We start from the raw sequence: 21,260 nt of genomic DNA on the forward strand, positions 1-21,260 counted from the left end.
GTTTAGATTTATATTGAAAAGTAACGGATGGTACCGTTTTTCACCATATACTTCCGTATTACAGCAGGTAGTGGGCATCCATCCGTTAATGTCATACTCATTTTTAAAAATCAGGGTACCTATTCATGTGGCAAGCTCGGCTACTGAATCCCGTTCAATCAGCTTGCAGACAGGCTTCTCACCTGTTTCGACTTTCTCTCCTTGCAGGATATGCGACAGCGCCTCCATGGCCTTATATCCCATTTCATGAAGCGGAAGATCCATCGTTGTAATACTTGGACTTACATATTCGCTAAATTCGCGGTTGTCGAAGCCGATAATCGACAGCTGCTCAGGAATTTGGATACCCAGCTCCTTTGCGGCCCGCATGACGCCGACAGCCATGACATCATTCATCGCTACAATGGCTGTTGGCGGCTCGGGTGTCTCCAGCAGCTCTTTCGCCAGCCGGTAGCCGGATTCCGCCTCCCAGTCGCCCATTTTAATCCACTGTGGATTGTAGGGCAGCTCGAATGCCGTAATCGCTTTATAGAAACCTCCCAATCGCAGCCGCGAGGGCATGGAATCCACCGCCCCGCTGATAATTGCAATGCGGGAGTGGCCCTTGCTGGTCAAATAGCTGATAGCTTCAAAAGATGCTTGCTCGTCGTCGTACTGAATGGACACATCGTTTTGCGTATAGCAATACGTATAGACGATGGGCTTGCCTTCCGTATCGAACAGTCCCGTCAAATCACGGGGATGCGCGCCGATGTAAATCATGCCGTCCACTTGCTTGCCAAGCAGCTCAGACACGGCATCTTCCGCATATTTGCGGTAAGCGTCCACCTGGTCGAACTGGCGGCCAATCCGCTTATCCAGCCGCAGGTTGGTCAGCAAGATATGCATGTCGAGGCGGTCTGCGCAGTCGTTGATGCCGTCGATAATCTCCGGCACATTAAACACCGTCACATCCTCTGCAATGACTCCAATCGTATTCGTCCGCTTGCGCTTCAAGCTCTGAGCCGCATTGTTAGGCTTGTAGTTCATCTCCTCAATGACCTGCTCGACCCTTTCGCGCGTCTTTCGGCTGACATTTCGCGTGCCATTTATGACATAAGAGACTGTGGCGGTTGAAACCTGGGCTTTGGCAGCGATGTCTTTAATGCTAATAGTCGACAAACCGTCACTCCTTTATGTTAAACGATTAGATTTTGTTCTAAATTGGTTATAACACATGAAATCCTTTTTATGCAAGCGCTTTTTTGTTAGGCCATGCCTAATCCCCCCATTCGTTGGAATAGAGGGCGTGGGTGTAGGCTCCATTCGCTTATTTTCCATTGTGCGATACTGATCGTGAAGGGCGTTTCCCCCTAGCGAACTGGCGTCGGCGTCAGGTCGATCTGCTTGCTTTTGTTCAAATATAAGAATTTATAAGTTTCACACTTATAATAGGCTTATATTTCATCGCGAAACGGTAGCTTTGCCCTCAAAGGACGAATTCAGCCGTTTACGCTTGATCTTTTGCAAAATAAAATGATGGAGCGTCGCCAGCGGCTGCTGCACCATAATTGACAGAACAACTGGTACAGCGGCCAGTGGGCTGAAATAGCCGAGCGCCAGCACCATGCCTAAGGAGATGTTGCGCATACCGGTAGCAAACGATACCGTAATTTGCACCTCCTTGCTTGCTGCACGCATCGTTCCGATAAAGCCGACTGCGTAGCAAAGCGAGACGAGCAGTACAACGAGCGGCAGCAGCTTGAACAGATCGCCCTTAAGCTGCTCGGTATAGGGAGCAATTGCCGCTGCATTCAGTGCAACTACCGCCACAAAGCACAGCTTTGAAAGCGGCGCTGCGACAGGCTTAACCTGCTCCTGCAACCGCCCGCGGCTCAGTTGATGGAGCAGCACGCCGAGCAGCGTTGGCAGCACAATGATGAGCAGCAAATCCAGCATGAGCGGCGCGCTCTTGATCTCTACTGCCGTTTGGAAAAATAAATGAAGCCCCGCAGGCACGACGAACGGGCATAATGCCGAATCAATAACGACCATCGCAAGCATGAGCGGCACGCTGCCGCCTGACATGCCAACCCATAGAACCGTAGACACACCCAGCGGAATAATGGTAAACAGCACAAGCCCCACTACATAGGGCGAAGATGCGCCGAACAGCAGCGTCCCAAGGCCATAAGCGATAATCGGACAGAGCACATGCGCGAGCAGAAACGTCCAGGCAAGCACGCCCGGCCTCTTCATAACCGCTCCAAGCTCCTTCACCCCGCAGCCAAGCGCCATCGTCAGCGTCACATAAGCGAACAAATAAGGCACGGCCGCCACCATACTGCTGAGCGTACCTGCGAATATAAAGCCAGCAATTAACGATAAGGGAATAATAACAAACATCCATTGCTCAAAATAACGGTTAAAAGCTAGTCCAAATGCTTTCGTAAGCCATCCCTCTTTTGCTAGGTTCTAGAAGTCTATATAAGCCGTATTTTCAATAAAAATAAAATCAAGATACAGGCGTGCAGCCTAGCTGCCCTTGCGTTCAGCCTTTATAATAGCATAGAACAGCAATCGTCTCTTGCTATCATTTCTATTTTATCGCACAAAGGAGTCTGCATCTCATGGACAGTCATTTTTTTGCTTATATGTACCGCCTGAACTATATTGAGCGCTGGAGCCTCATGCGCAATACGACAAAGGAAAACGTCGCCGAGCACTCCTTCCGCGTTGCCCTGCTCGTGCATATGCTTTGCGAAATCGGCAATTCGCTTTTTGCAAAGCAATTTAATGCCGATCGCGCGGTGACTCTCGCTTTGTTTCACGATGCAACGGAGGTATTCACTGGCGACATCCCTACGCCGGTCAAGCATCATAATCCTAAAATGCTCGCCAGCTTTCGCGAGCTTGAAGCGCTCGCCGCTGAGCGGCTGCTCGCGATGGTTCCTGAACCTATGAAGAAAACTTATGCTCCGCTGCTCGGCAAGCATCACGGCAGCCTTTCTCCTGAGGAGCAAACACTTCAAGCGATGGTGAAAGCCGCTGATTTGCTCGATGCCTACTTGAAATGCCTCTATGAATTATCAGCAGGCAATCGCGAATTTCTTGTGGCGCGGGGACAAACCGAACAAGCGCTGGCTGCGCTAAGCATGCCAGAGGTCGAATGGTTTCTCGCCCATATGGCGCCAAGCCTAGGCATGACGCTTGATGAGCTTTCTGACTGAAGCTAATCTAACTCCAATCTAAGCTTAGCGATACTAAACTAACCCAAGCCAAGTCGTGTCCGCAGCTGGATATTGCTGCCCCTAGCGTAACATCTAGGCTGCTCCATACACGAAATGGAAGAAAGGACGGAATAAACCCGTCCTTTCTTCCATTTTTTTCGCTAAGCAGCCCTGAGCTCAGTCGCGCATCTTCGCAACATAATGGCTGACCGCCTCATAGAAAGCCTTCCATTCTTCATTCGGTTGTTCAGCTGAACTAGTCTCAGGAAGCACCTTCAGCTGATCATCGGAAGGCCGTACAGGGTTAATCGCCCCAAGCTCCTCAGCCCTTGATGCTTCGTTTCGTGCATCGATAGGCACATCTCCTGCTGCATTTGAAGCTGTGCTCCATGCTTCGCTAGAAGCCGCTCCCAGCGTTTGGGCCTGCAACTGACCTACTTCGGCCTCGGCTGTTCCTTCGCCGCTGCGCTTGCGACGCTCGGACATCACTTTCGTTAACTGGTCTCTCAGCTTCTCTTCCGCCATCTGGCACTCATCCTTTCAGCCAGTTTTTCCGCAGCTCAAACAGTTCCTTCAGCTCATCTGTAGACAGCTCGGTTATCCACTGCTCAGACTGACCGACCACTTGGTCATTCAGCGACTGCTTGCGTTCAATCATTTCATCGATTTTCTCCTCAAGCGTGCCTAGCGTAATAAACTTATGAACCTGCACCTCGCGCGTCTGCCCAATCCGGAAGGCACGGTCGGTCGCTTGATTTTCCACCGCCGGATTCCACCAGCGGTCAAAGTGAAATACATGATTGGCCGCTGTAAGATTGAGTCCCGTACCACCTGCCTTAAGCGATAGGACGAAAGCGCTGCAAGGCTGCTCGGGATTTTGAAAGCCTTGAATCATCTCATCACGCTTTATTTTGGGCACTCCGCCATGCAAATAAGGAACGCTCGTGCCCAGCCGCTCTTCCAGCAGCCTCTTGAGCTGATGACCCATCTCAACGAACTGGGTAAAAATCAGGCAGCGCTCCCCTTCGGCAGCGACCTCCTCCACCATATCCATCAGGCGGGCGACCTTGTTCGAGCGATCTTCCTCCCACTGCTTCGCTCCGCCGTTATCCCCTTCCATCAGGCCGGGATGATTGCAAAGCTGCTTAAGCCGGGTCAAGGAAGCCAGAATAAGACCGCGCCGCTGCATCGCCCCTAGCGTATCGAGCTTCTCCAGCAGATCTGAAACAATATTTTCATACATCGCGCCCTGCTCTGCCGTGAGCGAAATATACGTCTTGCCTTCGAACTTCTCTGGCAACGACAGCTGGATGGCCGGGTCCTTCTTAATTCGGCGAAGCATAAACGGCTTCACCCAGCGCTGCAAGCCTGCGATCATCTTCTCATCCCGCGTCCGTTCGATAGGAGCGACTACTTCCTTGCGGAACTCATTAACTCCGCCCAAATAACCTGGATTAATAAAATCATAGATGGACCACAGCTCGGTCAACCGATTTTCCATCGGGGTGCCCGTCAGCGCTACCCGGTGCCTTGCAGGCAGCTTGCGAATGGCTGCCGACTGCTTCGTGTAAATGTTTTTAATATTTTGCGCCTCATCCAAACATAATGCATCCCAGGAAACTGCGCCTAAATCCTCTTCATCCAATTGAGCCAGCGAATACGAGGTAATGACCAGATCCATGTCATGTACTGCTTCCTCGAATGCTTCCCCCTTCTCCCGCTTAGGGCCATAATGAAGATGAACCTTAAGCTGCGGAGCAAATTTCTCCAGCTCCTTCTCCCAGTTGCCGATAACCGAAGTCGGGCATACAAGCAGCGAAGGCGCATGAGCGAGCGCCGGGGAATTCCCCAGCCTAAGCTGCTGCTCGCGCTGCTCCTTCACATAAACGAGATAAGCCATGAACTGAATCGTCTTTCCGAGACCCATGTCGTCAGCAAGGCAGCCGCCAAAGCCGAATCTCCGCAAAAACAACAGCCAAGAAACCCCTTGCAGCTGATAAGGACGAAGCTCACCGAGGAAACCTTCCGGCTTGTCGATAAGCGGAATTTCCGACGTATGCTGAAGCTGCTCCAGCCATCTGGAAAGATGCTCATTGAGCTCTACTTCAGCCCGCAGGTCGTGGACCTGCTCCTCCTCTTCCTCCAGCACAGCTCCGCCCATCAAGTGCATTTCCATGACATCGCGGAAAGACAAACCGCTTTTCTTGCCCATTTTCGAAACCCAGCTGCGGATTTGCGCCACATCCTGGGGATCTAAATGCACCCATTCACCGCCAATTTTCATCAGGCGCCGATTTTCCTCTGCGAGGCGCATAAACTCCGCCTCAGACAGATCGACATTGCCGAGCGCCATTTTCCAATCGAATTGCACGATTTGGTCGAGCCCGAACATCGGCTGCGCATCCGAGCCAACCGATGATTTCACCTTCGCCTTTAGCCGCAGCTTGCGTGATCTAACGGCTTCCCACCAGCTTGGCAGCAGTACGGGACAGCCCGCGTCAAGCAGCGTCAAGCTTGCCGACTCCATGAAGCTCCATGCTTCATTGTCCGACAGCTGCAGCTTGATTTGTCCGGCTGTTGCCGGATCCTGCCAACCCGGCAATGCGCTAACCCACTTCGCTTCCTCTTTCGCAAGCTTTGCGGGCAGCAGGGGCAGCCACTCTTCGGGCAGACTAGCCTCAGCCTCAGCAGGCACTAAACCTTCCGTCCCCGCCTTCCACGAAGGCGGAGATTCAGGCTTGCTGTCCGCAGCCAGCTCCCATGCTCCGGCAGCGCCGCGCGCTAGCGGCAGCCAGGCACCGCCGCTGCGGCTTTGCAAAGCCGGCCGCAGTGTCCATTCCGGCTGCTCGCCCGGCTCCACGAGCTGCAAAGCCACCTTGAACGGCAGCGAATCTTTACGCAGCCCAAGCGCAATCAGCCAATCTTCCTCCTCGGCCGCTTTGCGCAAGACGACGATTTCGCCGCCAGCTGCTGTGCCGACCTTCTGCCACGCTTCCGCAGCCAAGCTATCCGGCTGCTGTAAAACCTCTTCAACGGCCAGGCTTAGCCAGCGCTGCACATTAACATCTCCCGCATGCCCTGCTTCCTGAATAAGCCGTTCCCACAGCGCACTTGCCTCGCCGCCTGTCTCCGTTTCCGGCACATTCAGCTTCCACGCCCGCTGCTCCTCCGACCAGCCGCTCCAATCCGGCATAAACCAGCCTTGCAGCAGCGCCTCCCGAATCAGGGAAGCCAGCTCTCTCAGCCGCTGGGCCCGCTCCGTCCACTCTACCTGCAGCAGCCGTGCATGCTTGGGCTGCGACAAATAATCGACCGCCAGCAGCGGCGACAGCAGCAAAGCTTTGCGGTCGCCATGCTGGGCGTCCTCCACTTCCGTGCCGTACCAGGATGCTTTGTGCCAAGCGAATAGCACGGAACGCAGACGTATCGCCGACTCCTGCTGGTCGCCAGCAAGCAGAGCAATCCGGTATTCGCCACTCTCCGCTTTCATCCAGCAGGCGTCCATCGTTAAAATTCCAGTGCCAATAGATGCTCTCATGTCACAATTTTTCCTTTCCACAGCTCCTCTTGGAACGCGCGCAGCCGCTGGTATTTACGGCTAACGCCCGTAATATAAACCTGCCATCTTTCCATTTCCTTCTCGGCTTTATAAATACGCTCCAGCTTCTTGAGCTGCTTCACCGCCATTCGATAGCCTTGGCGATTGCGCGAGCTGATCCAATTGTCGATGGCCTGATGATAGAGCGGCATCATGACGCGCGGGTTCACCTTCGACACCTCGCGCACATCCTGAATCGGCAAATCATCGGGCTGGGCGCCAATCAGCATTTGCAGTTCCGCCCATTCCTCGTATTTTTTCTGCGCAAACCAATGCTCCGTAAGCTCCGAATAAGAATGCGGCAGCAGCGATGTCATGTAAGATGTCCATTTCAAATTATCCGGTTGATCCGTATCCGCGCGGCGGCATAAAGTTAGAAACGGTCCCACTGTCCTTCCGCTCCGAATCGCATAAACTTGCTTGTAAAGATAGGTCATCCAAGCCTCAAACGGCTTCCAGTCGCCTGCTTCCAGCCGCTGAGCTGCGCATGTATATACCATTTTTTGCGAGCCTCTAAAATCCGTTTTCCCGAAATGGGCCAAAGCTTCCTCATCCTGCCCATCGAAAAAATACATCATCGCAATCGCCGTATGAATAAACGTGTCGTTTACTTGCTCATCAGCGTTCTCCGTCTGCTCGCCTGCCGAAGCTAGCATCGAGGCAAGCTCACGCTGCTGCCAGTCCCGGTTTTCCGACATCTTCCCGCACAGCGCCAAATAAATATAAGGCCAGTCGAACAGCTGCTGCTCCTTGCGCAGAGCTCGGCTATAGGCATATCTAACAACCGCATCGGCCCAAACACGCTCATCCTCCAGCATTTCGGCAGGAGACAGCTCCAGTACGAGCGTATAATAATGCTCCAGCCATGGCTCAGCCATACGGACGAACGACATTTCGTGATAATAGCGACTGAATGAATCTACCGCTTTAATCGCCAGCTCCGCCTGATCCAATACGAATAAAATGACATTCATCCAGTGCAGGCGCTGCTTTTTTTTATCCCACTCTTTGGACGTGCCTTTGAGTGCAGACAGCACGGGCTGCAAGGAGTGCAGCGAATGGCGGCATACGCGCCATGAATCGCCATACTCCTGCTCCATCCACGCCTGCCAAGCTGCAGGAGACGCATCCATCCCCGGGGTAGAGGCGGCCTTCCCTCGCTGCTCCACAACGACAGCCGCCCGCGGTGCAGGCTCCGGCTGAAGCCCTGTCAGGCGGCGATGCGCAGACTCCGGCGTACCATGCAGCGCCTGATTATGGTCGCAAAAGGCAAAAAACACGGCGGACATATGCTTGCAAAAACCGCCATACGGACACGTACATCTGCTATAGGCAAAATCCATCACATCAATGCTTACCGCATACAGCTCCGACCCTGCAACGACGCCTGTCAGCAAATGCTGATCGTGCACCTCTACTTTACGAACATAGCCTTTACGAAAATATTCCCAGCCGCGCTCGACAATAACCTGCTGCATATGCTCCCTGATATTGCCCTCTAACAGCTTCAATAGCTGACCGTCATTTCTAGTCAAAGCTTTGTTCACCCGCTTCCTTCCGCTCAAGTAACATTCTTTCCATTATAACACATGAGAAGACGACTTTCCGAGAAGTCTATAGCCCTAACGCGAAGAGACAACCAACATCTGTGAAAAGCTGCAAGCCCTCATCAGCTTTTGTTAGAACTTTAATAATTAGACAAGGTGGCTATTCCAATCGAGTATACCGAGAGCAGGATTATGCCGAACAGAAAAAAACAAGGCAATACCCCGCATTCAACACCGGAGAATCGCCTTGTTATAAATTTATATAGCTGTTTCAATCAGCGTATATTTTCCAATCCCTATTTTGAAGAGGCTTCCAGCAAGCTCAGTTCAAGCCCTTCCGCCCAATTTAACAGAGCACTCTTTGACGTTTTTAGAGGAAAAAGCTGACCCTCATATTCAGAAATCAACAAATAGCGGTCTGTAGCCCATTCATACACCCATCGCAGAAAAAAATCCTCCTCAATATGCAGAAAATAGCTGTTATACTTTTCTTCTGGAAAATGCTTTAGCAAATGTATAAATGCATGTACGACTCTATTCGTCCAGCCAAAACGACTTTCTCGCTCCGTTTTACCATGACGACCAAACGCAACAAATAGCCAGCTTCCCTCGTCAGGCTCGGCATCATGACTCAAAAAACGAAGCTCAATCCATGTCCCTTGTTCTTGTTCATCCCTAAGCACATCATTCATCAACGTGTTACCTCCTTACTTAAAAATCCACGTTGCCTTTTTCAATCTACCGTTGAAGCCCTAAGATCACATGACACCGATCGCGGGCTAAATAATTGCTAACAGCTTCTATTTTCAAGAATACAGGCCGGCTGGAGACCCTGACTGTGCCCTTCGCCAACCCAGGACTATAATAATATTCCCAAATATACATAAATATGGCAGTATAAAAAGTGTGTTTAACTAATACATTTAAAAAATGGAGGTTTTTACGTTGAGAAAGATCGTGTTTTTTTGTTCTGTATTTTTATTGTTATTTATTACTACAGCCAATGCTAGTAATGCAGTCGAGATTAAAAATAATGATGAGTTATTATTAGATTTAGGCTATGATCAATCAGACATAAACAACTTTACAAAGACCAACACAATAGTATTGGTGACAAGTCATAACAATGAGATTACTGGAAAAGAACTAAAAAAATACGCACAACTCGGTTATTCCGAAAAGGAGATTATAGACTTTGGAAACAATGAAATTTCTTACCTCAATAATCTTGAAGGTGAACTTATATCTGTAGATAAAAAGTATATGGAAGATGATACAAATGGAATGGTAGAAATCACAAAAGAAGAATACGATCAAAATGTACAAGAGTATCTGGCGATTATGGCGATTTGTAATTTATCCTCTCAAACATGCTCTGATACTAAACCAACTACTAACTGGATTGTATTAACTACCTCAATCTCGAAAATCTCTAATACAACCCCTCAAGAATACATTATAAAGCATGATTTCACTTGGACGAAAAAGCCTTTTTATACTTTCAAGGACGCAATTGGAGTAGGTAATCATGTTAGTATGTCTCCAGTCCAAAATAGCGAATATCTTAAATATTCGGCTGATCGATACTATTCTAATAACCCAATCAATGGACTAGGTCCATGGAATGCTGATGGCATCGCCGACAACTGGATTTATACGGCAAATACTCAAAGTGGCGGAATAGGATTTGAGTTTCAGCTCTATAGTGATTGGCAGTTGTCCACTGGAAAGCAGTATAAATATGAAAATCACCGAGGAACAATGGCTTATAGAGTGATTCGTAATAACAGCAGCTTTACTGCAGCTAATTTTTCGGGACACTACATTCATACGGAACAGAGTTTTTCTGGTTCGTTGGGAGTAAGCTTTCCAGCTGCAGGTGCCTTCTCAATATCAGCAAATATAACTAAAACACCCGCAATAGAAACTGGTATTACATTTAATTACTAGAATCAAAATAGTGCGCACAGAATTGTTAACTCAGCGTGCTATTTTCAACCTAAATTACGAAAACCCATAAAACAAGCAGTTGGGTGAGAGGCTACGGGGAATCGCGACCAAGCATATTGGTTCTGAAACGCCTAGCCCAAGCCAATCATTTAGAGTAACGCCAGATCGATTTTTCTTTCTGCAAAATTTGTGGAATTTTTCGTAGAAAACTCCGTTTTCGCACTCGTGAATTTTATGGTAAACTTCACTTTGGAAGTGCTTCTCTCTATGGGTGATGCTGTTTTCGTCAAACACCATTCTGCCAAAAATCAGGGTACTTTTTAGTATTAATATGAGAACTCACTTTCATAATTTAAACTTAATTGTACACATCAAGATCAATGTTATATTATATCCAACATATCCACAAGGAGGGATTTCATGGAATTAATTATCATTGCACTACTCGTTATAATTCTTATAGTTCTACTTCACATTAATACCAAAATACCCCCTCGTGATTATGTTAAAGAAGCAATGGAAAGGGATAAACGTAGTAAAAAAACTACCTAAACAAACTTTTCAAAAAAGCCTCTAGCCGAACTGCTTAATCAGCAGTCGTGCCAGAGGCTCTTAAGTCATTTCTACTACCATTCATTAACCCGGAAAAACCGTTTTAATCGTCTGCTCCACCTGCTGCAGGTTCGCCTTCAGCTCAGCTTCACCGATTTGGCCAATGCTGCCGAAGAACAGATGTCCAACGGACTCTATGCCGACAAAATCAAAAATGCCTGTATCGGTTGTGATTTTCATGCCAGCGGTCATGCCGATTTGATCATATATTTCACTTGGCGTGCCGTGCGTGTTAATGATGAAGCCTTTTTTGCCGGTAAGCAGCTTGTCAATGCCTGTTTCTCCGTAAGCATAAGCGTAGCCGTAAGCAAATACGCGATCAACATAACCTTTCAAAATAGCAGGAAGACCCGTCCACCAAATCGGATAAATAAAAGTAACCGCATCAGCTTCAGTAAGGTACTTCTGCTCTGTCAAAATATCTTCCGGCGTCTGGCCAGCACGCATGGCTGCTGTATCTTCCAGAGTCAGCACCGGCTGAAACTTCAGCTCATACAGGTCACGCACCGTTACTTCATGGCCTTCTGCCTTCAAGCTTTGCAGCGCTGTGTTCAAAATGGCACGATTGTAGCTATCTTCATTCGGATGGGCAAATACAATAAGATGTTTCATGGGGAAACTCCTCCTAAATAATCTTTATATTTTTTAAAACTGGGTGTGTACTTGCTCCAACAGCTGCTCTAGCTGCAGGCTCTGTTCTTCGCTTAAGCTGCCATAAATCGCATCATTAACCTGCTGGGAAACAGCTAGAAAAATCGGTTCCAGCCCTCGGCCCTTCTCGGTCAAAAGGATCAGCGATACGCGGCTGTCTTTCTCGTCCTTTGTCCGATCTACAAAGCCAAGCTGCTCCAGCTTGTTGATGAGCACGGTGGTCGTCGGCTGTGTGCGATGGATTTTCTCCGCTAATGCCTTGACAGACAGCGGCTGCTTCTCCCGATAGAGAAACATGAGTATATCACCATGGGAGGGCACAATTCCTGTAATCTGATTTGCTTCCAGCTCACTGACAATCAGCTTATTCGCTTTGTCTCGAATTTTAGCAACTAAGGATAAGGCGTTATGTTTTATCATAATACGATTATACATAGATGTCTATGTATTTTCAAGCGCTTATTTTTCACTGTTAGCATTTCCCCCGTTTCGCTCCAAATACTCTTATAAGTGGCTTATTTATAAAATAAAGCAGCTCCCGGCTTTCATAAAGAAAGCAAGAGCTGCTGCGCTGCAAAACGATTATATTTTATGAGGAATCGTAATAAAAAAGGTCAGACGGTCAGGTCCATCAGCATAAATATTAATCGTGCCTTTATACTTGTCTACAATTGATTTCACGATGGACAAGCCCAGCCCTTGGTGATCCTGATCACCCTTCGTGGAGTAGCCCGCTTGGAAAAGCGGCATGGCTGCCACCTTCTCGGCGTCCTCGCAAGTATTCGTAATCGTGAACTCAAGTAAGCCATTTCGCTGCAAGCCTTGCAGCTCTACAACTCGCATGCTCTCCGGATATCTCATCGTTTCATCAAACGCATTGTCAATGAGATTGCCAAGTATACGGTTCAAATCAAGCGTCTTAACGCCCATTTCCAGCTTGTCAAAGCTCGTAAAGGTGCATTCAAACATAATGCGGTAGCTTTCCGCCTGTGATGTTTTTGAGCGAATGAGCGCAGCAATCGCCGGGTTGCCAATATTAATAATATCGTTCATTTGCCGAATTTCACCCGTCAGCTCCTTCGTATACGCAATGAGCTCCTCGTGCTTGTTCAATTCTGCAAGTGAATGGATCGTCTGCACATGATTAAGAAAATCATGTCGCTGCGCCCGAATTGATTGAAACATCTGATTGATTTCATCGACGTACGTTTGCTGGGTGACCTGCACCGCATTATCGCGCGAACGGCGGTAATAGTTCATCACGACAGCTGCCGTTACTAGGCTTAGTGCCGTTACAAGGACAATAATGATGGCAATATTAAGCAGCTGCGTAGACATTTGGTCGCGAATTACCTGATAATCGGACACCAGCGTCAGCACATAGCTGTCCATTGGCACGCCGTTCTCATCTACAATATTCAGTCCTTTGTCCTCGGTAAAGACGGGAATGAACATTTTGAAAACATGCTTGCCGCCCACTACCTCATCGACGGTTACATTTTGCTTCGTGTTGAAGGCCTTCGACACATTAGCTACGTCGCTGCCCGCAACATAATTATAGCTTCCGTACAAGATTGGCTGCTGCAAAATATGCTCCTGCACCTCGCCATTCGGGTGAACCGTCTCAAAAGGCCCTTTCGCAAACGTCTCCGGATTAAACACCGTAACTTCCAGAAGGGCCTTATTGCTTTCAATCGTCTTCTTAATCAACGAATCTACACCTGTCAGCTCCTCATATTCCGCCAGCTTCGTGTAACTAACATAAGGATCGGTTATGTAATTCGTCGTCCCGTCAAAATAATAGCCCCATTTATAAATGCTGCCTGGATCGGTAGAAGCCACCTCGAAGGGACCGCTCCAAAAGCCCGGCAGCGATTTGCCTAGCCAGTCGATTTCTACATTTCGCTGATCGAACAGCTGGTTAAACACGACGAACCACGGATCCCATGATTTTGTGCTTTTGCCAAGCTGCGTCTCATCGGACGATTTATACAGTAAAATATCGTCCTTCACACGTTTAAGCAGCGTAATGTGGTTGACGCCAAGCTTCGCGCTCAACTCCACCAATTGCTCATTCGTTACTTTATCGACGTCGGGATCAAGGGCATATTGAGCAGCAATCGATACGACCCGAAGCTCATCGCCGATTAAATCCTGATAACGCTCCGCCCCTAGCCGCGATTGCTCTACAGAAAACTCAATCTGCCTGGCCACGGCGGCAACTTCCCGATTTAACGCATCTTCCAATGATTCTTTCGTTAAAAAATAATAAGCGGTGTTATTCAATAAAATAATGACCACAATAACTGAAATCGCCATAAACCATATATTCCGCTGCATGTATTGCTCCTCTATCGTGTAAGCTATTAACTTGATTATGTACGATTTTTAGGCAAACGACAATATACGTTTTTTTATATGCCCCATTGTAATCTTTGCCATTACTTGCTCCATCTTCTGAACCATAGACGAAGAGCCCATTTTCGCTCGCCGCGCTTTTTATATTTCGGCAGTGTTCGATAAATGCGCAATCCTTCCTCGATTGCTTTTTTCGCCTCCTGCTCCTTGCCCATCGTCTTGTATATGCTCGTAAGGCGCTCATAAGCCTCGCAGGAGGACGATTGAATGCGTTGAAACGCTTCAATATAGGAAATAGCCTGAGCTGCATCTTTGCCTGCATATAATGCAGCCAAACGCAAATATGGCGCGCCGTATTTCACCCGCTCGTTTAGCGATAGCGCCCGTTTAATGGCTGCTTCGCCTTGCTCCGTCTGCCCAGCCTGCAGCAAGCAAAGACCTAGATCGTCCCAATATTCGGCGGAATCCTCAAGCGTATGCTCCATTGGAGAAAGCCAGCTTAGCGCTTCGTTATATTTTTTCTTCTCGATTAAAATTCTCGCGATTTCCTGCTTGGAGGATACATCATTGGGAGCCATATCGACATGGCGTCTCAGCTTTCTGAGCTGGCTCGATCTTCGCAAAGGACGCACAAAGCTAGGCATCAAACCGACAAATCGGCGATCCAATGCATACAAAATAAGCAGCAGCACGATAATCGCAATAAACGGATTTCCCGTGAGCCAAGTCAAGAAGAAAAATAAAAAGATTTTACTCATTCGTTCCTCCCATGCCTGAATAACACCGCGAGCATATACAGCAGGGGCTCCGGCGTCAATTGGTTAAATTTTCATCTATCATACCATAAAATGCGCCGCTTGCGCCCATTTTCTCCACCAACAGCACCATTGGTACCCATCATTCATACTATATTTTGACTGTATCCCTTAACCTTGTTAAACCATAAAAACCCAAGCAAGGAGGGGTGACTGAAAAGGTGAAAGGTAGCGACCATAAGAGCAAGTTTTTACTGACACATCGTGAGCGCGAGGTATTCGAGCTTCTAGTCCAAGACAAAACAACACGAGATATTGCGCAACAGCTGTTCATTAGCGAGAAGACCGTCCGCAACCATATCTCTAATGTGATGCAAAAATTAAACGTTAAAGGTCGTTCGCAAGCGGTTGTCGAGCTAATCAAGCTCGGGGAGCTGCAGATTTAATTCACGGCTCTCCCTTCTTCATTGCTATGGCAAAAGCGATTTGCTAATAGGTTGTTACCATTTATGGTATTTCGCGAGGCAGCATAGAGCGCTATGCTGTCTTTATTTTATTGTGGGTGGCTAGCGGGATGAGTCGCTGGATATTTGGAGAGGATCACAAGCATATTATTACGCTGTGAAGCGGGCTTCACAGCCCGCTAACATACGCGTGATGAGGAACATACTCATTCCGTTTCCTTCTTGCAGCTAGATTTTCCGAGACTGCTGGCTTTCCATATTCGACGGATTCATTAATACCCATATAAAATATAAAGCCTTTGCCGCCTTCTCGCGGGTTACCAGACCTAGCGGCTCAAGCGCTGTGCCGTTCAAAAGCCTGCCCCTTCGTATCCCCATCTCGGAGCGGATTAGTCCGAGCTCATAGGCATCCTTCACTTTTGCTGCCAGCTTCGGTGTTAGCTGCCCGCTATCTTCAAGCTGATTAAACGGAACGAGCGGATAATAGGTCAAGCCTTGCGCTCCAGAATCCAGATTCGGATCGTAGCCTGCATCCCCTGCGCGAACAGCTTGGCCATTGTAGGCAGTCATATAATCCGGCTTGTCCCTGAGCTTTGCATGATAGGCATCAACTATAATGGCTCCCATCGCTTCCCGAGTTAAATCGCCAGCAGCATATTCACTCCAATGAGCTTCATCCAAGCCCGTAAGTCTGCCCATTGCCCTAATAAATTCACCAGCTGTTATGACGAGCTCCGGATGAAAAAAGCCATTTTGATCCTTCTCCATAACACCGAGCTGAATCAATTTCTCAATTTGATTCCGATAGTAGGAGCCTCGACCTTTCGTCGTATCTTGTGCCATTTCCGGGAAAACCACGCACCACTGCTCCGAGACAATTGCAGCCTTCACATCCTCGTTTAAATAGGAGGCCAGTTCACTAGCAACCGGATCGCCCTCCGCCGCTTTTCCTGCTAATAAAGTCACGATCATACGGGAGAACTGCTTGGATAACACCTCTTTATAATGTGTTCCATCCACTTTGTTGGCCGGATGACCGTTTGCATACGTACCATCATTGGTTTTACCTGGAGTCTCCCCTGCCTCTATGGACATGAAGCTCGCTACCGTCGCCTCGCCCCCGATTTCATGATAATACCGCAAACTTTCCGTATTTAAATCGAGAACCGTAACGTCTAATTCTGTACCTAAACGGAGCATAATTTCTGGAAACCTGCGGGCTTGAAAAGAATTCTCGTAAGCACCGCTCAAAGCGGTCTCTCCGTTTACGCGGGACATTGCCGTTACGAACAGCGGCGTTATGCCCCGTGCACGAATGGCAGGAATATATAATTCTCTAATAAAGCTTTCGTACATGGCTTCCGTCGAGCCTCTGCCGAAGCGCCGATGCTCATCGAGGCTCTCATCATTATGACCGAATTGTATAACGATAAAATCTCCTTCGCAGGCCGTCATTAAAATGTCATTGAGCCGTCCTTCCCAATAAGCATTTTTAAAGGAGCGCCCTCCCATTGAATAATTCAGCACCTTCACTTTGCTTTCATCAAACATCGAAGGCAGAATTTGGCCCCAGCCGCTCATTGGTGCTTCAACGAATGTGTACGATTTAACCGTTGAATCCCCCAATATGAATACGGTAGGCTTCTTTCCTTGCTGACGAGCATTCGGAGCGATGGACGTGAGTACAATTTCCTCCAAGCCGACTGCAATTCCCTGCACTCTAGGCTCAAGCTCAATATCAATATAAGAACGGCCATTCACATAACGGTAGCTCCATTCTGTCTCGCTCAACTGCTGGGCAGTTGTATGGATTGGAATCAGGCCTGCTGCATCCCAACAGCCGCCTGTTAGCAACCGATCCGCATGCATGCCTGAAACCGTAATGCTCGTATATTCCGCTTTTGAAGCCGTTCGGACATAGATCTCATAGGCTCCCGGCGGAGTTTGTATACGAAAAGCCATGCCGTAGTTATTGAAATGATCCTGCTCGTAGCCCGCTTCCTCTTCAAATTCCGGTTCCGTAATAAAAAAGCCTGTTTCATCGAATTCAAGCTGTGCGGCATGCACCTCCCTTGACGGGGAGGAACTAGTTTGATTGATAAAGCCATAACCAGTTGCTTTGTTGAACAAGGGAGCTCCCTGTTCCAAATCATACTTTACACTTATAAAGCCTGGTCTCGATTTAGCCGTGAAGTTAAATTTCCTAATCGTCTTTTCGAATTCTGTACTGTGTACTCTCATAGCTTCAGCCTCCATTCGTTAAATGCAATAATGCCTCTATTGTAGTACATGAAAGTGATTATTTTCTTATCTTTCCTTGCTTAATTCATTAAAATTTAAACTTTCTTGCTCCTCATCCGAATCGACTCTTCCAAAACAAGTAAGTGCAAATTTGGCATAAATGTGCAATTTTCCGCCTAGACTTCACAAAAATGCTTGTATTATAATGAGGCAAATGCCGAACTCGTCAATAAAACTTGTATATATAATTTTTGGAAATTGATGAAGCAGTTCCCTCAGTGCTATAGTCAGATTGCTCGTGACAACTGTACAGCAAGGAGGTGAGTATGTGTCAGAAACATCCGCGGCGATAGATTCAACAAAAGCAGGCCCAGAGGCAAAATTGGTTTTTTCCAGTTACATAGCCATGCTGAAGAAGGACTTTTTCAAAAACAAATATATTTACTTCTTAGCTTCCTTTGGAGTCGCTTATTATTTTATTTTCAGCTACATCCCGATGTACGGAATCATTATCGCATTTAAAAACTATTCGCCCACGAAGGGAATATTGGAAAGCTCTTGGGTCGGATTCAGCCATTTCACGGACTTCTTCAACAGTTTTTATTTTTGGAGATTGCTGCGAAATACGCTGCTGATTAACGTATATGAGCTGCTTTTTGCTTTTCCAGCCCCAATTATATTGGCGCTGCTGTTAAACGAAGTAAAAAAAGTGATGTTCAAACGTATTGTGCAAACGGTTACTTATCTTCCGCACTTCGTATCCATCGTCGTCATTTGCGGAATGATCGTAGATTTCTCGCGAACGACCGGTCTTTTCAATAAAATTCTCACCTTGTTTGGCGTAGAGGCTCAAAATTTGCTGCTCGATCCTTCCCTGTTCCGGACTATTTTTGTCGGCTCTGGCATTTGGCAAGGAGTGGGCTGGGGTACGATCATCTATTTAGCCGCATTGACGGCTATTGATACCCAGCTGTACGATGCAGCGACTGTGGATGGAGCGAACCGCTGGAAGCGAATGTGGCATGTTACATTGCCAGGCATTATGCCAACGATCGTTATTTTGCTTATTTTGCAATTTGGAAGCATGATGAACGTCGGCTTTGAGAAGATCATTCTGCTGTACAATTCGCAAACCTATGAAACAGCAGACGTCATATCCAGCTTTGTGTACCGTCGAGGGATTTTGGAGGCCAATTACAGCTACAGCACCGCAGTCAGCCTGTTTAATTCCATCATCAATTTCCTGCTTCTCATAGCCGCCAATAAGCTAAGCCGTAAAGTCAATGAAACCAGTCTCTGGTAAGAAAGAAGGAACTAATTATGATAGCTCGCAGCAGGGGTGACAAAATCTTTGACACGTGCAATATTATTTTTCTGTGCTGCTTGATGCTCGCCACCCTATATCCTTTTTTATACGTGCTGTTTGCTTCAGTCAGCGTCCCTTCTGAGCTTGTTAAGCATACGGGGATTTTGTGGAGACCGCAGGGCTTTTTCCTCGACGGCTATAAAATAGTATTAAAGAATCCTATGATTGTAAGCGGTTACAAAAATACGTTGTTTTACGTAGTCGTCGGTACGATATTAAATGTATTTTTTACAGCGCTATTCGCCTTCGCCCTCTCCCGCAGAGATTTATATTGGAAGAAACATATGATGATTATGGTTGTCATTACGATGTTTTTTAGCGGCGGCATGATACCAGGCTACATTCTGGTCAAGGAGCTCGGTATGCTCGACACGAGATGGTCGCTCATTATTCCCGGTCTCATCGGCACCTGGAATTTAATTATTATGAGAACCTCCTTCCAGTCGATCCCTTATGAGCTGGAGGAGGCCGCCAAAATCGACGGTGCTTCAGACTTTCGTATATTCGGGCAGATCATACTGCCGTTATCCGTTCCTTTGCTCGCGGTGATGATGCTGTTTTATGGCGTTGGACATTGGAATGCTTGGTCCGGGGCGCTCATCTTTTTGCGGGATCGTGAGCTGTTTCCGCTGCAGCTCATCCTTCGGGAAATTCTTATCAACAATGACACAGCGCAAACGACGCTATCTGCCGCCAGCAGTGACCCCTTTCTTGGTGAGGTAGTCAAATACGCTACGATTATAGTCGCAACCGTCCCTATTCTCGTGCTTTACCCGTTTATTCAAAAATATTTTACCCAAGGCATACTCGTTGGCGCACTCAAAGGCTAATCGCTAGAGCATCCGCGCAAGTTTGTGAAACCGTTTTCAGGAGGGGAAAGCATGAAACAATGGATGGGGTCGAAAATAATGTTGTCAGCAACGGCTGCGGCAATGCTGCTCTCTGGCTGTGCCAGCTCAAGCTCCAGCACTAACTCTGCAACAGCAGAAAAGGATGCATCAGGTAATGAAATCGTTGAAATTTCCTTTTTCACCAATAGCAAGATGAACTCCAAGGTCATTAAAAGCTACTCTGAAATGGAATCTTTCAAAGAAATCGAGAAGCGCACGAATACAAAAATCAATTTTCAGGAGTCCGCTGACGACAGCCAATTCAACATTATGCTGGCATCCGGCACCTACCCCGATTTAATGTACGTTCGAGGCTCCTACCCCGGTGGAATTGCCAAGCTCGTCGAGGACGGCGTCGTCATTCGCCTGAATGAGCTCATCGACCAATATGCGCCTAATTACAAAAAAATATTGGAGGAAAATCCCGAGGTCAAGCGGCAGATTGCCCTCGATGACGGCACCATTGCCAAGTTTCCCGAACTTTCTCTGGATTTAAGGCGAAATGCGTGGAGCGGTCACCTCATTCGTCAGGACTGGCTGGATAAAGTAGGCTTGCCGGCACCCGCGTCGCTTGACGACTGGTATACGGTTCTCAAAGCCTTTAAGGAACAGGATCCGAACGGCAATGGCTTAGCCGATGAAATTCCGCTGGCCGATCAGAAGGGAGCCGGTAGTCTCAATCTATTTAGCGGGGCATTTGGGCTACTAGGCGGTTTTCAGGTACACCCAACTAACGGAAAAATTACATTTGGCCCGTACGAAGAGGTTTATAAGGATTATCTTACTATCATGAATAAATGGTATTCGGAGGGACTGCTTGATCCCGAATTCGCAGCTATTGACCACAAAGCATTTGAAGCCAAGCTCGCGAATAATACGGTTGGAGCCTACGGGGGGGTCATAACAGGCATCAACACCTACAAAGAGCTTATGCTGAAAGACCATCCTGACTTTAATCTCGTCGGAATCAGTCCTCCTATTGGCCCTGCTGGCAAAGCCTTCAGCGGAAGCACACGGCTTGTTCAAAATGCGCCCCTTGATGGCGTCGTTATTAGCTCTCAGGCTAAAGATCCGGTAGCGGCTATCAAGCTGCTTGATTTTATGATTGGACCAGAAGGCAGCCTGCTGCAAAACTGGGGCATTGAAGGCAAAAGCTATGAGCTCGTAAACGGCAAAAAGCAATTTACCGATGAAATTATGAACAACCCGGACGGTCTGCTTCCGTGGGAAATTATCGGCAAGTATGCCCATCCGACAAACGGCATGGCGCAAAATTTTGATTTTGATGCCTGGGCGGCTTTCGAGTTGAAGCAGCCGGCTCAAGTGACAGCTAATGAGCTATGGTTTAAGGCGGACCCCTCGCTCCTGCTGCCTCCACTACTGTTCAAAGGGGAAGAAAGCCAGCGAATTAGCAGCATTATGAGCGAAGCGGACACTTATGTTCAGGAAATGCGCCTTAAATTTGTAATGGGCAATGAACCTCTTGCTAACTTTAGCAAATACAAAGAAACGTTGAAAAAAATGGGCATCGAGGAAGCCATCCAAATTCAACAGGCAGCGTACGAACGCTATCAGGCGAAATAACGCTGCTTGCTGCATGGGGCAGGGCTTGCGACGAA

General features: G+C 47.8%; 17 protein-coding genes. 6 read left to right on the plus strand and 11 right to left on the minus strand.

Annotated features, from left to right (window positions below; genetic code table 11):
* Positions 1–123 precede the first annotated feature (123 nt).
* Together ABEW34_RS10510 and ABEW34_RS10515 are read right to left on the minus strand one after the other, a co-directional pair.
* Complete coding sequence (locus tag ABEW34_RS10510; RefSeq protein WP_430157954.1) at positions 124–1,161, minus strand: LacI family DNA-binding transcriptional regulator; 1,038 nt, start codon at positions 1,159–1,161, stop codon at positions 124–126.
* A 282-nt stretch (positions 1,162–1,443) separates the two neighbouring features.
* Positions 1,444–2,385, minus strand: a complete 942-nt coding sequence (locus ABEW34_RS10515; protein WP_430157956.1) for a bile acid:sodium symporter family protein — start codon at positions 2,383–2,385, stop codon at positions 1,444–1,446.
* A gap of 224 nt (positions 2,386–2,609) precedes the next feature.
* Here ABEW34_RS10515 and yfbR point away from each other — a divergent pair, with 224 nt between their 5' ends.
* Entirely contained in the window at positions 2,610–3,209 is a 600-nt protein-coding gene (gene yfbR, locus ABEW34_RS10520; protein WP_430157959.1) for a 5'-deoxynucleotidase, read from the plus strand.
* Between the two features lie 177 nt (positions 3,210–3,386).
* Here yfbR and ABEW34_RS10525 read toward each other — a convergent pair whose 3' ends face one another.
* The 4 genes from ABEW34_RS10525 to ABEW34_RS10540 all read right to left on the minus strand — a co-directional run bounded on the left by ABEW34_RS10525 (position 3,387) and on the right by ABEW34_RS10540 (position 9,049).
* The gene (locus ABEW34_RS10525) at positions 3,387–3,734 is read right to left on the minus strand and encodes a hypothetical protein (protein WP_430157961.1); all 348 of its coding nucleotides are present in this window, start codon (positions 3,732–3,734) and stop codon (positions 3,387–3,389) included.
* A gap of 7 nt (positions 3,735–3,741) precedes the next feature.
* The gene (locus ABEW34_RS10530; protein WP_430157964.1) at positions 3,742–6,747 is read right to left on the minus strand and encodes a DEAD/DEAH box helicase; all 3,006 of its coding nucleotides are present in this window, start codon (positions 6,745–6,747) and stop codon (positions 3,742–3,744) included.
* Complete coding sequence (locus ABEW34_RS10535; protein ID WP_430157967.1) at positions 6,744–8,354, minus strand: SWIM zinc finger family protein; 1,611 nt, start codon at positions 8,352–8,354, stop codon at positions 6,744–6,746. The genes ABEW34_RS10530 and ABEW34_RS10535 overlap by 4 nt, the downstream gene beginning before the upstream one ends.
* A gap of 296 nt (positions 8,355–8,650) precedes the next feature.
* On the minus strand, positions 8,651–9,049 hold the full coding sequence (locus tag ABEW34_RS10540) for a hypothetical protein (protein WP_430157970.1): 399 nt from the start codon (positions 9,047–9,049) through the stop codon (positions 8,651–8,653).
* A 250-nt stretch (positions 9,050–9,299) separates the two neighbouring features.
* Here ABEW34_RS10540 and ABEW34_RS10545 point away from each other — a divergent pair, with 250 nt between their 5' ends.
* Positions 9,300–10,304 carry a hypothetical protein gene (locus ABEW34_RS10545; RefSeq protein ID WP_430157972.1) on the plus strand — a complete coding sequence of 335 codons (1,005 nt, stop codon included), beginning with the start codon at positions 9,300–9,302 and terminating at the stop codon, positions 10,302–10,304.
* A gap of 636 nt (positions 10,305–10,940) precedes the next feature.
* Here the strand turns inward: ABEW34_RS10545 and ABEW34_RS10550 are convergent.
* The 4 genes from ABEW34_RS10550 to ABEW34_RS10565 form a co-directional block, all read right to left on the minus strand.
* Positions 10,941–11,528, minus strand: a complete 588-nt coding sequence (locus ABEW34_RS10550; protein WP_430157975.1) for an NAD(P)H-dependent oxidoreductase — start codon at positions 11,526–11,528, stop codon at positions 10,941–10,943.
* Positions 11,529–11,561: 33 nt separating this feature from the next.
* Positions 11,562–11,987, minus strand: a complete 426-nt coding sequence (locus tag ABEW34_RS10555) for a MarR family winged helix-turn-helix transcriptional regulator (RefSeq protein WP_430157977.1) — start codon at positions 11,985–11,987, stop codon at positions 11,562–11,564.
* Between the two features lie 162 nt (positions 11,988–12,149).
* Positions 12,150–13,907 (minus strand): sensor histidine kinase, encoded by a 1,758-nt coding sequence (locus ABEW34_RS10560; protein ID WP_430157979.1) that lies wholly within the window; start codon positions 13,905–13,907, stop codon positions 12,150–12,152.
* 101 nt (positions 13,908–14,008) lie between these two features.
* The gene (locus ABEW34_RS10565; RefSeq protein ID WP_430157982.1) at positions 14,009–14,683 is read right to left on the minus strand and encodes a tetratricopeptide repeat protein; all 675 of its coding nucleotides are present in this window, start codon (positions 14,681–14,683) and stop codon (positions 14,009–14,011) included.
* Positions 14,684–14,901: 218 nt separating this feature from the next.
* Here ABEW34_RS10565 and ABEW34_RS10570 point away from each other — a divergent pair, with 218 nt between their 5' ends.
* Positions 14,902–15,126, plus strand: coding sequence for a helix-turn-helix domain-containing protein (locus tag ABEW34_RS10570; protein ID WP_006040330.1), 225 nt, complete (start codon positions 14,902–14,904; stop codon positions 15,124–15,126).
* A 246-nt stretch (positions 15,127–15,372) separates the two neighbouring features.
* Here ABEW34_RS10570 and ABEW34_RS10575 read toward each other — a convergent pair whose 3' ends face one another.
* Entirely contained in the window at positions 15,373–17,385 is a 2,013-nt protein-coding gene (locus ABEW34_RS10575) for a GDSL-type esterase/lipase family protein (RefSeq protein ID WP_430157985.1), read from the minus strand.
* Between the two features lie 406 nt (positions 17,386–17,791).
* Here ABEW34_RS10575 and ABEW34_RS10580 point away from each other — a divergent pair, with 406 nt between their 5' ends.
* Genes ABEW34_RS10580 through ABEW34_RS10590 form a run of 3 tightly spaced genes read left to right on the plus strand, consistent with a single transcriptional unit; the run spans position 17,792 to position 21,225 of the window.
* A complete protein-coding gene (locus ABEW34_RS10580; RefSeq protein ID WP_430158574.1) occupies positions 17,792–18,688 on the plus strand; it encodes an ABC transporter permease in 897 nt (298 codons plus the stop codon).
* Between the two features lie 17 nt (positions 18,689–18,705).
* A complete protein-coding gene (locus ABEW34_RS10585; protein ID WP_430157988.1) occupies positions 18,706–19,581 on the plus strand; it encodes a carbohydrate ABC transporter permease in 876 nt (291 codons plus the stop codon).
* Between the two features lie 51 nt (positions 19,582–19,632).
* The gene (locus tag ABEW34_RS10590) at positions 19,633–21,225 is read left to right on the plus strand and encodes an extracellular solute-binding protein (protein WP_430157990.1); all 1,593 of its coding nucleotides are present in this window, start codon (positions 19,633–19,635) and stop codon (positions 21,223–21,225) included.
* Positions 21,226–21,260 lie beyond the last annotated feature (35 nt).

Origin of the sequence: Paenibacillus algorifonticola, from assembly GCF_050481745.1 — a bacterium.
GTDB lineage: Bacteria > Bacillota > Bacilli > Paenibacillales > Paenibacillaceae > Pristimantibacillus > Pristimantibacillus algorifonticola_A.

Coding starts and splice junctions, on each gene's coding strand:
- ABEW34_RS10530 (WP_430157964.1), bottom strand. CDS start 6,747: ATGAGAGCATCTATTGGCACTGGAATTTTAACGATGGACGCCTGCTGG.
- yfbR (WP_430157959.1), top strand. CDS start 2,610: ATGGACAGTCATTTTTTTGCTTATATGTACCGCCTGAACTATATTGAG.
- ABEW34_RS10575 (WP_430157985.1), bottom strand. CDS start 17,385: ATGAGAGTACACAGTACAGAATTCGAAAAGACGATTAGGAAATTTAAC.
- ABEW34_RS10550 (WP_430157975.1), bottom strand. CDS start 11,528: ATGAAACATCTTATTGTATTTGCCCATCCGAATGAAGATAGCTACAAT.
- ABEW34_RS10560 (WP_430157979.1), bottom strand. CDS start 13,907: ATGCAGCGGAATATATGGTTTATGGCGATTTCAGTTATTGTGGTCATT.
- ABEW34_RS10555 (WP_430157977.1), bottom strand. CDS start 11,987: ATGATAAAACATAACGCCTTATCCTTAGTTGCTAAAATTCGAGACAAA.
- ABEW34_RS10565 (WP_430157982.1), bottom strand. CDS start 14,683: ATGAGTAAAATCTTTTTATTTTTCTTCTTGACTTGGCTCACGGGAAAT.
- ABEW34_RS10580 (WP_430158574.1), top strand. CDS start 17,792: ATGCTGAAGAAGGACTTTTTCAAAAACAAATATATTTACTTCTTAGCT.
- ABEW34_RS10585 (WP_430157988.1), top strand. CDS start 18,706: ATGATAGCTCGCAGCAGGGGTGACAAAATCTTTGACACGTGCAATATT.
- ABEW34_RS10525 (WP_430157961.1), bottom strand. CDS start 3,734: ATGGCGGAAGAGAAGCTGAGAGACCAGTTAACGAAAGTGATGTCCGAG.
- ABEW34_RS10515 (WP_430157956.1), bottom strand. CDS start 2,385: ATGTTTGTTATTATTCCCTTATCGTTAATTGCTGGCTTTATATTCGCA.
- ABEW34_RS10590 (WP_430157990.1), top strand. CDS start 19,633: ATGAAACAATGGATGGGGTCGAAAATAATGTTGTCAGCAACGGCTGCG.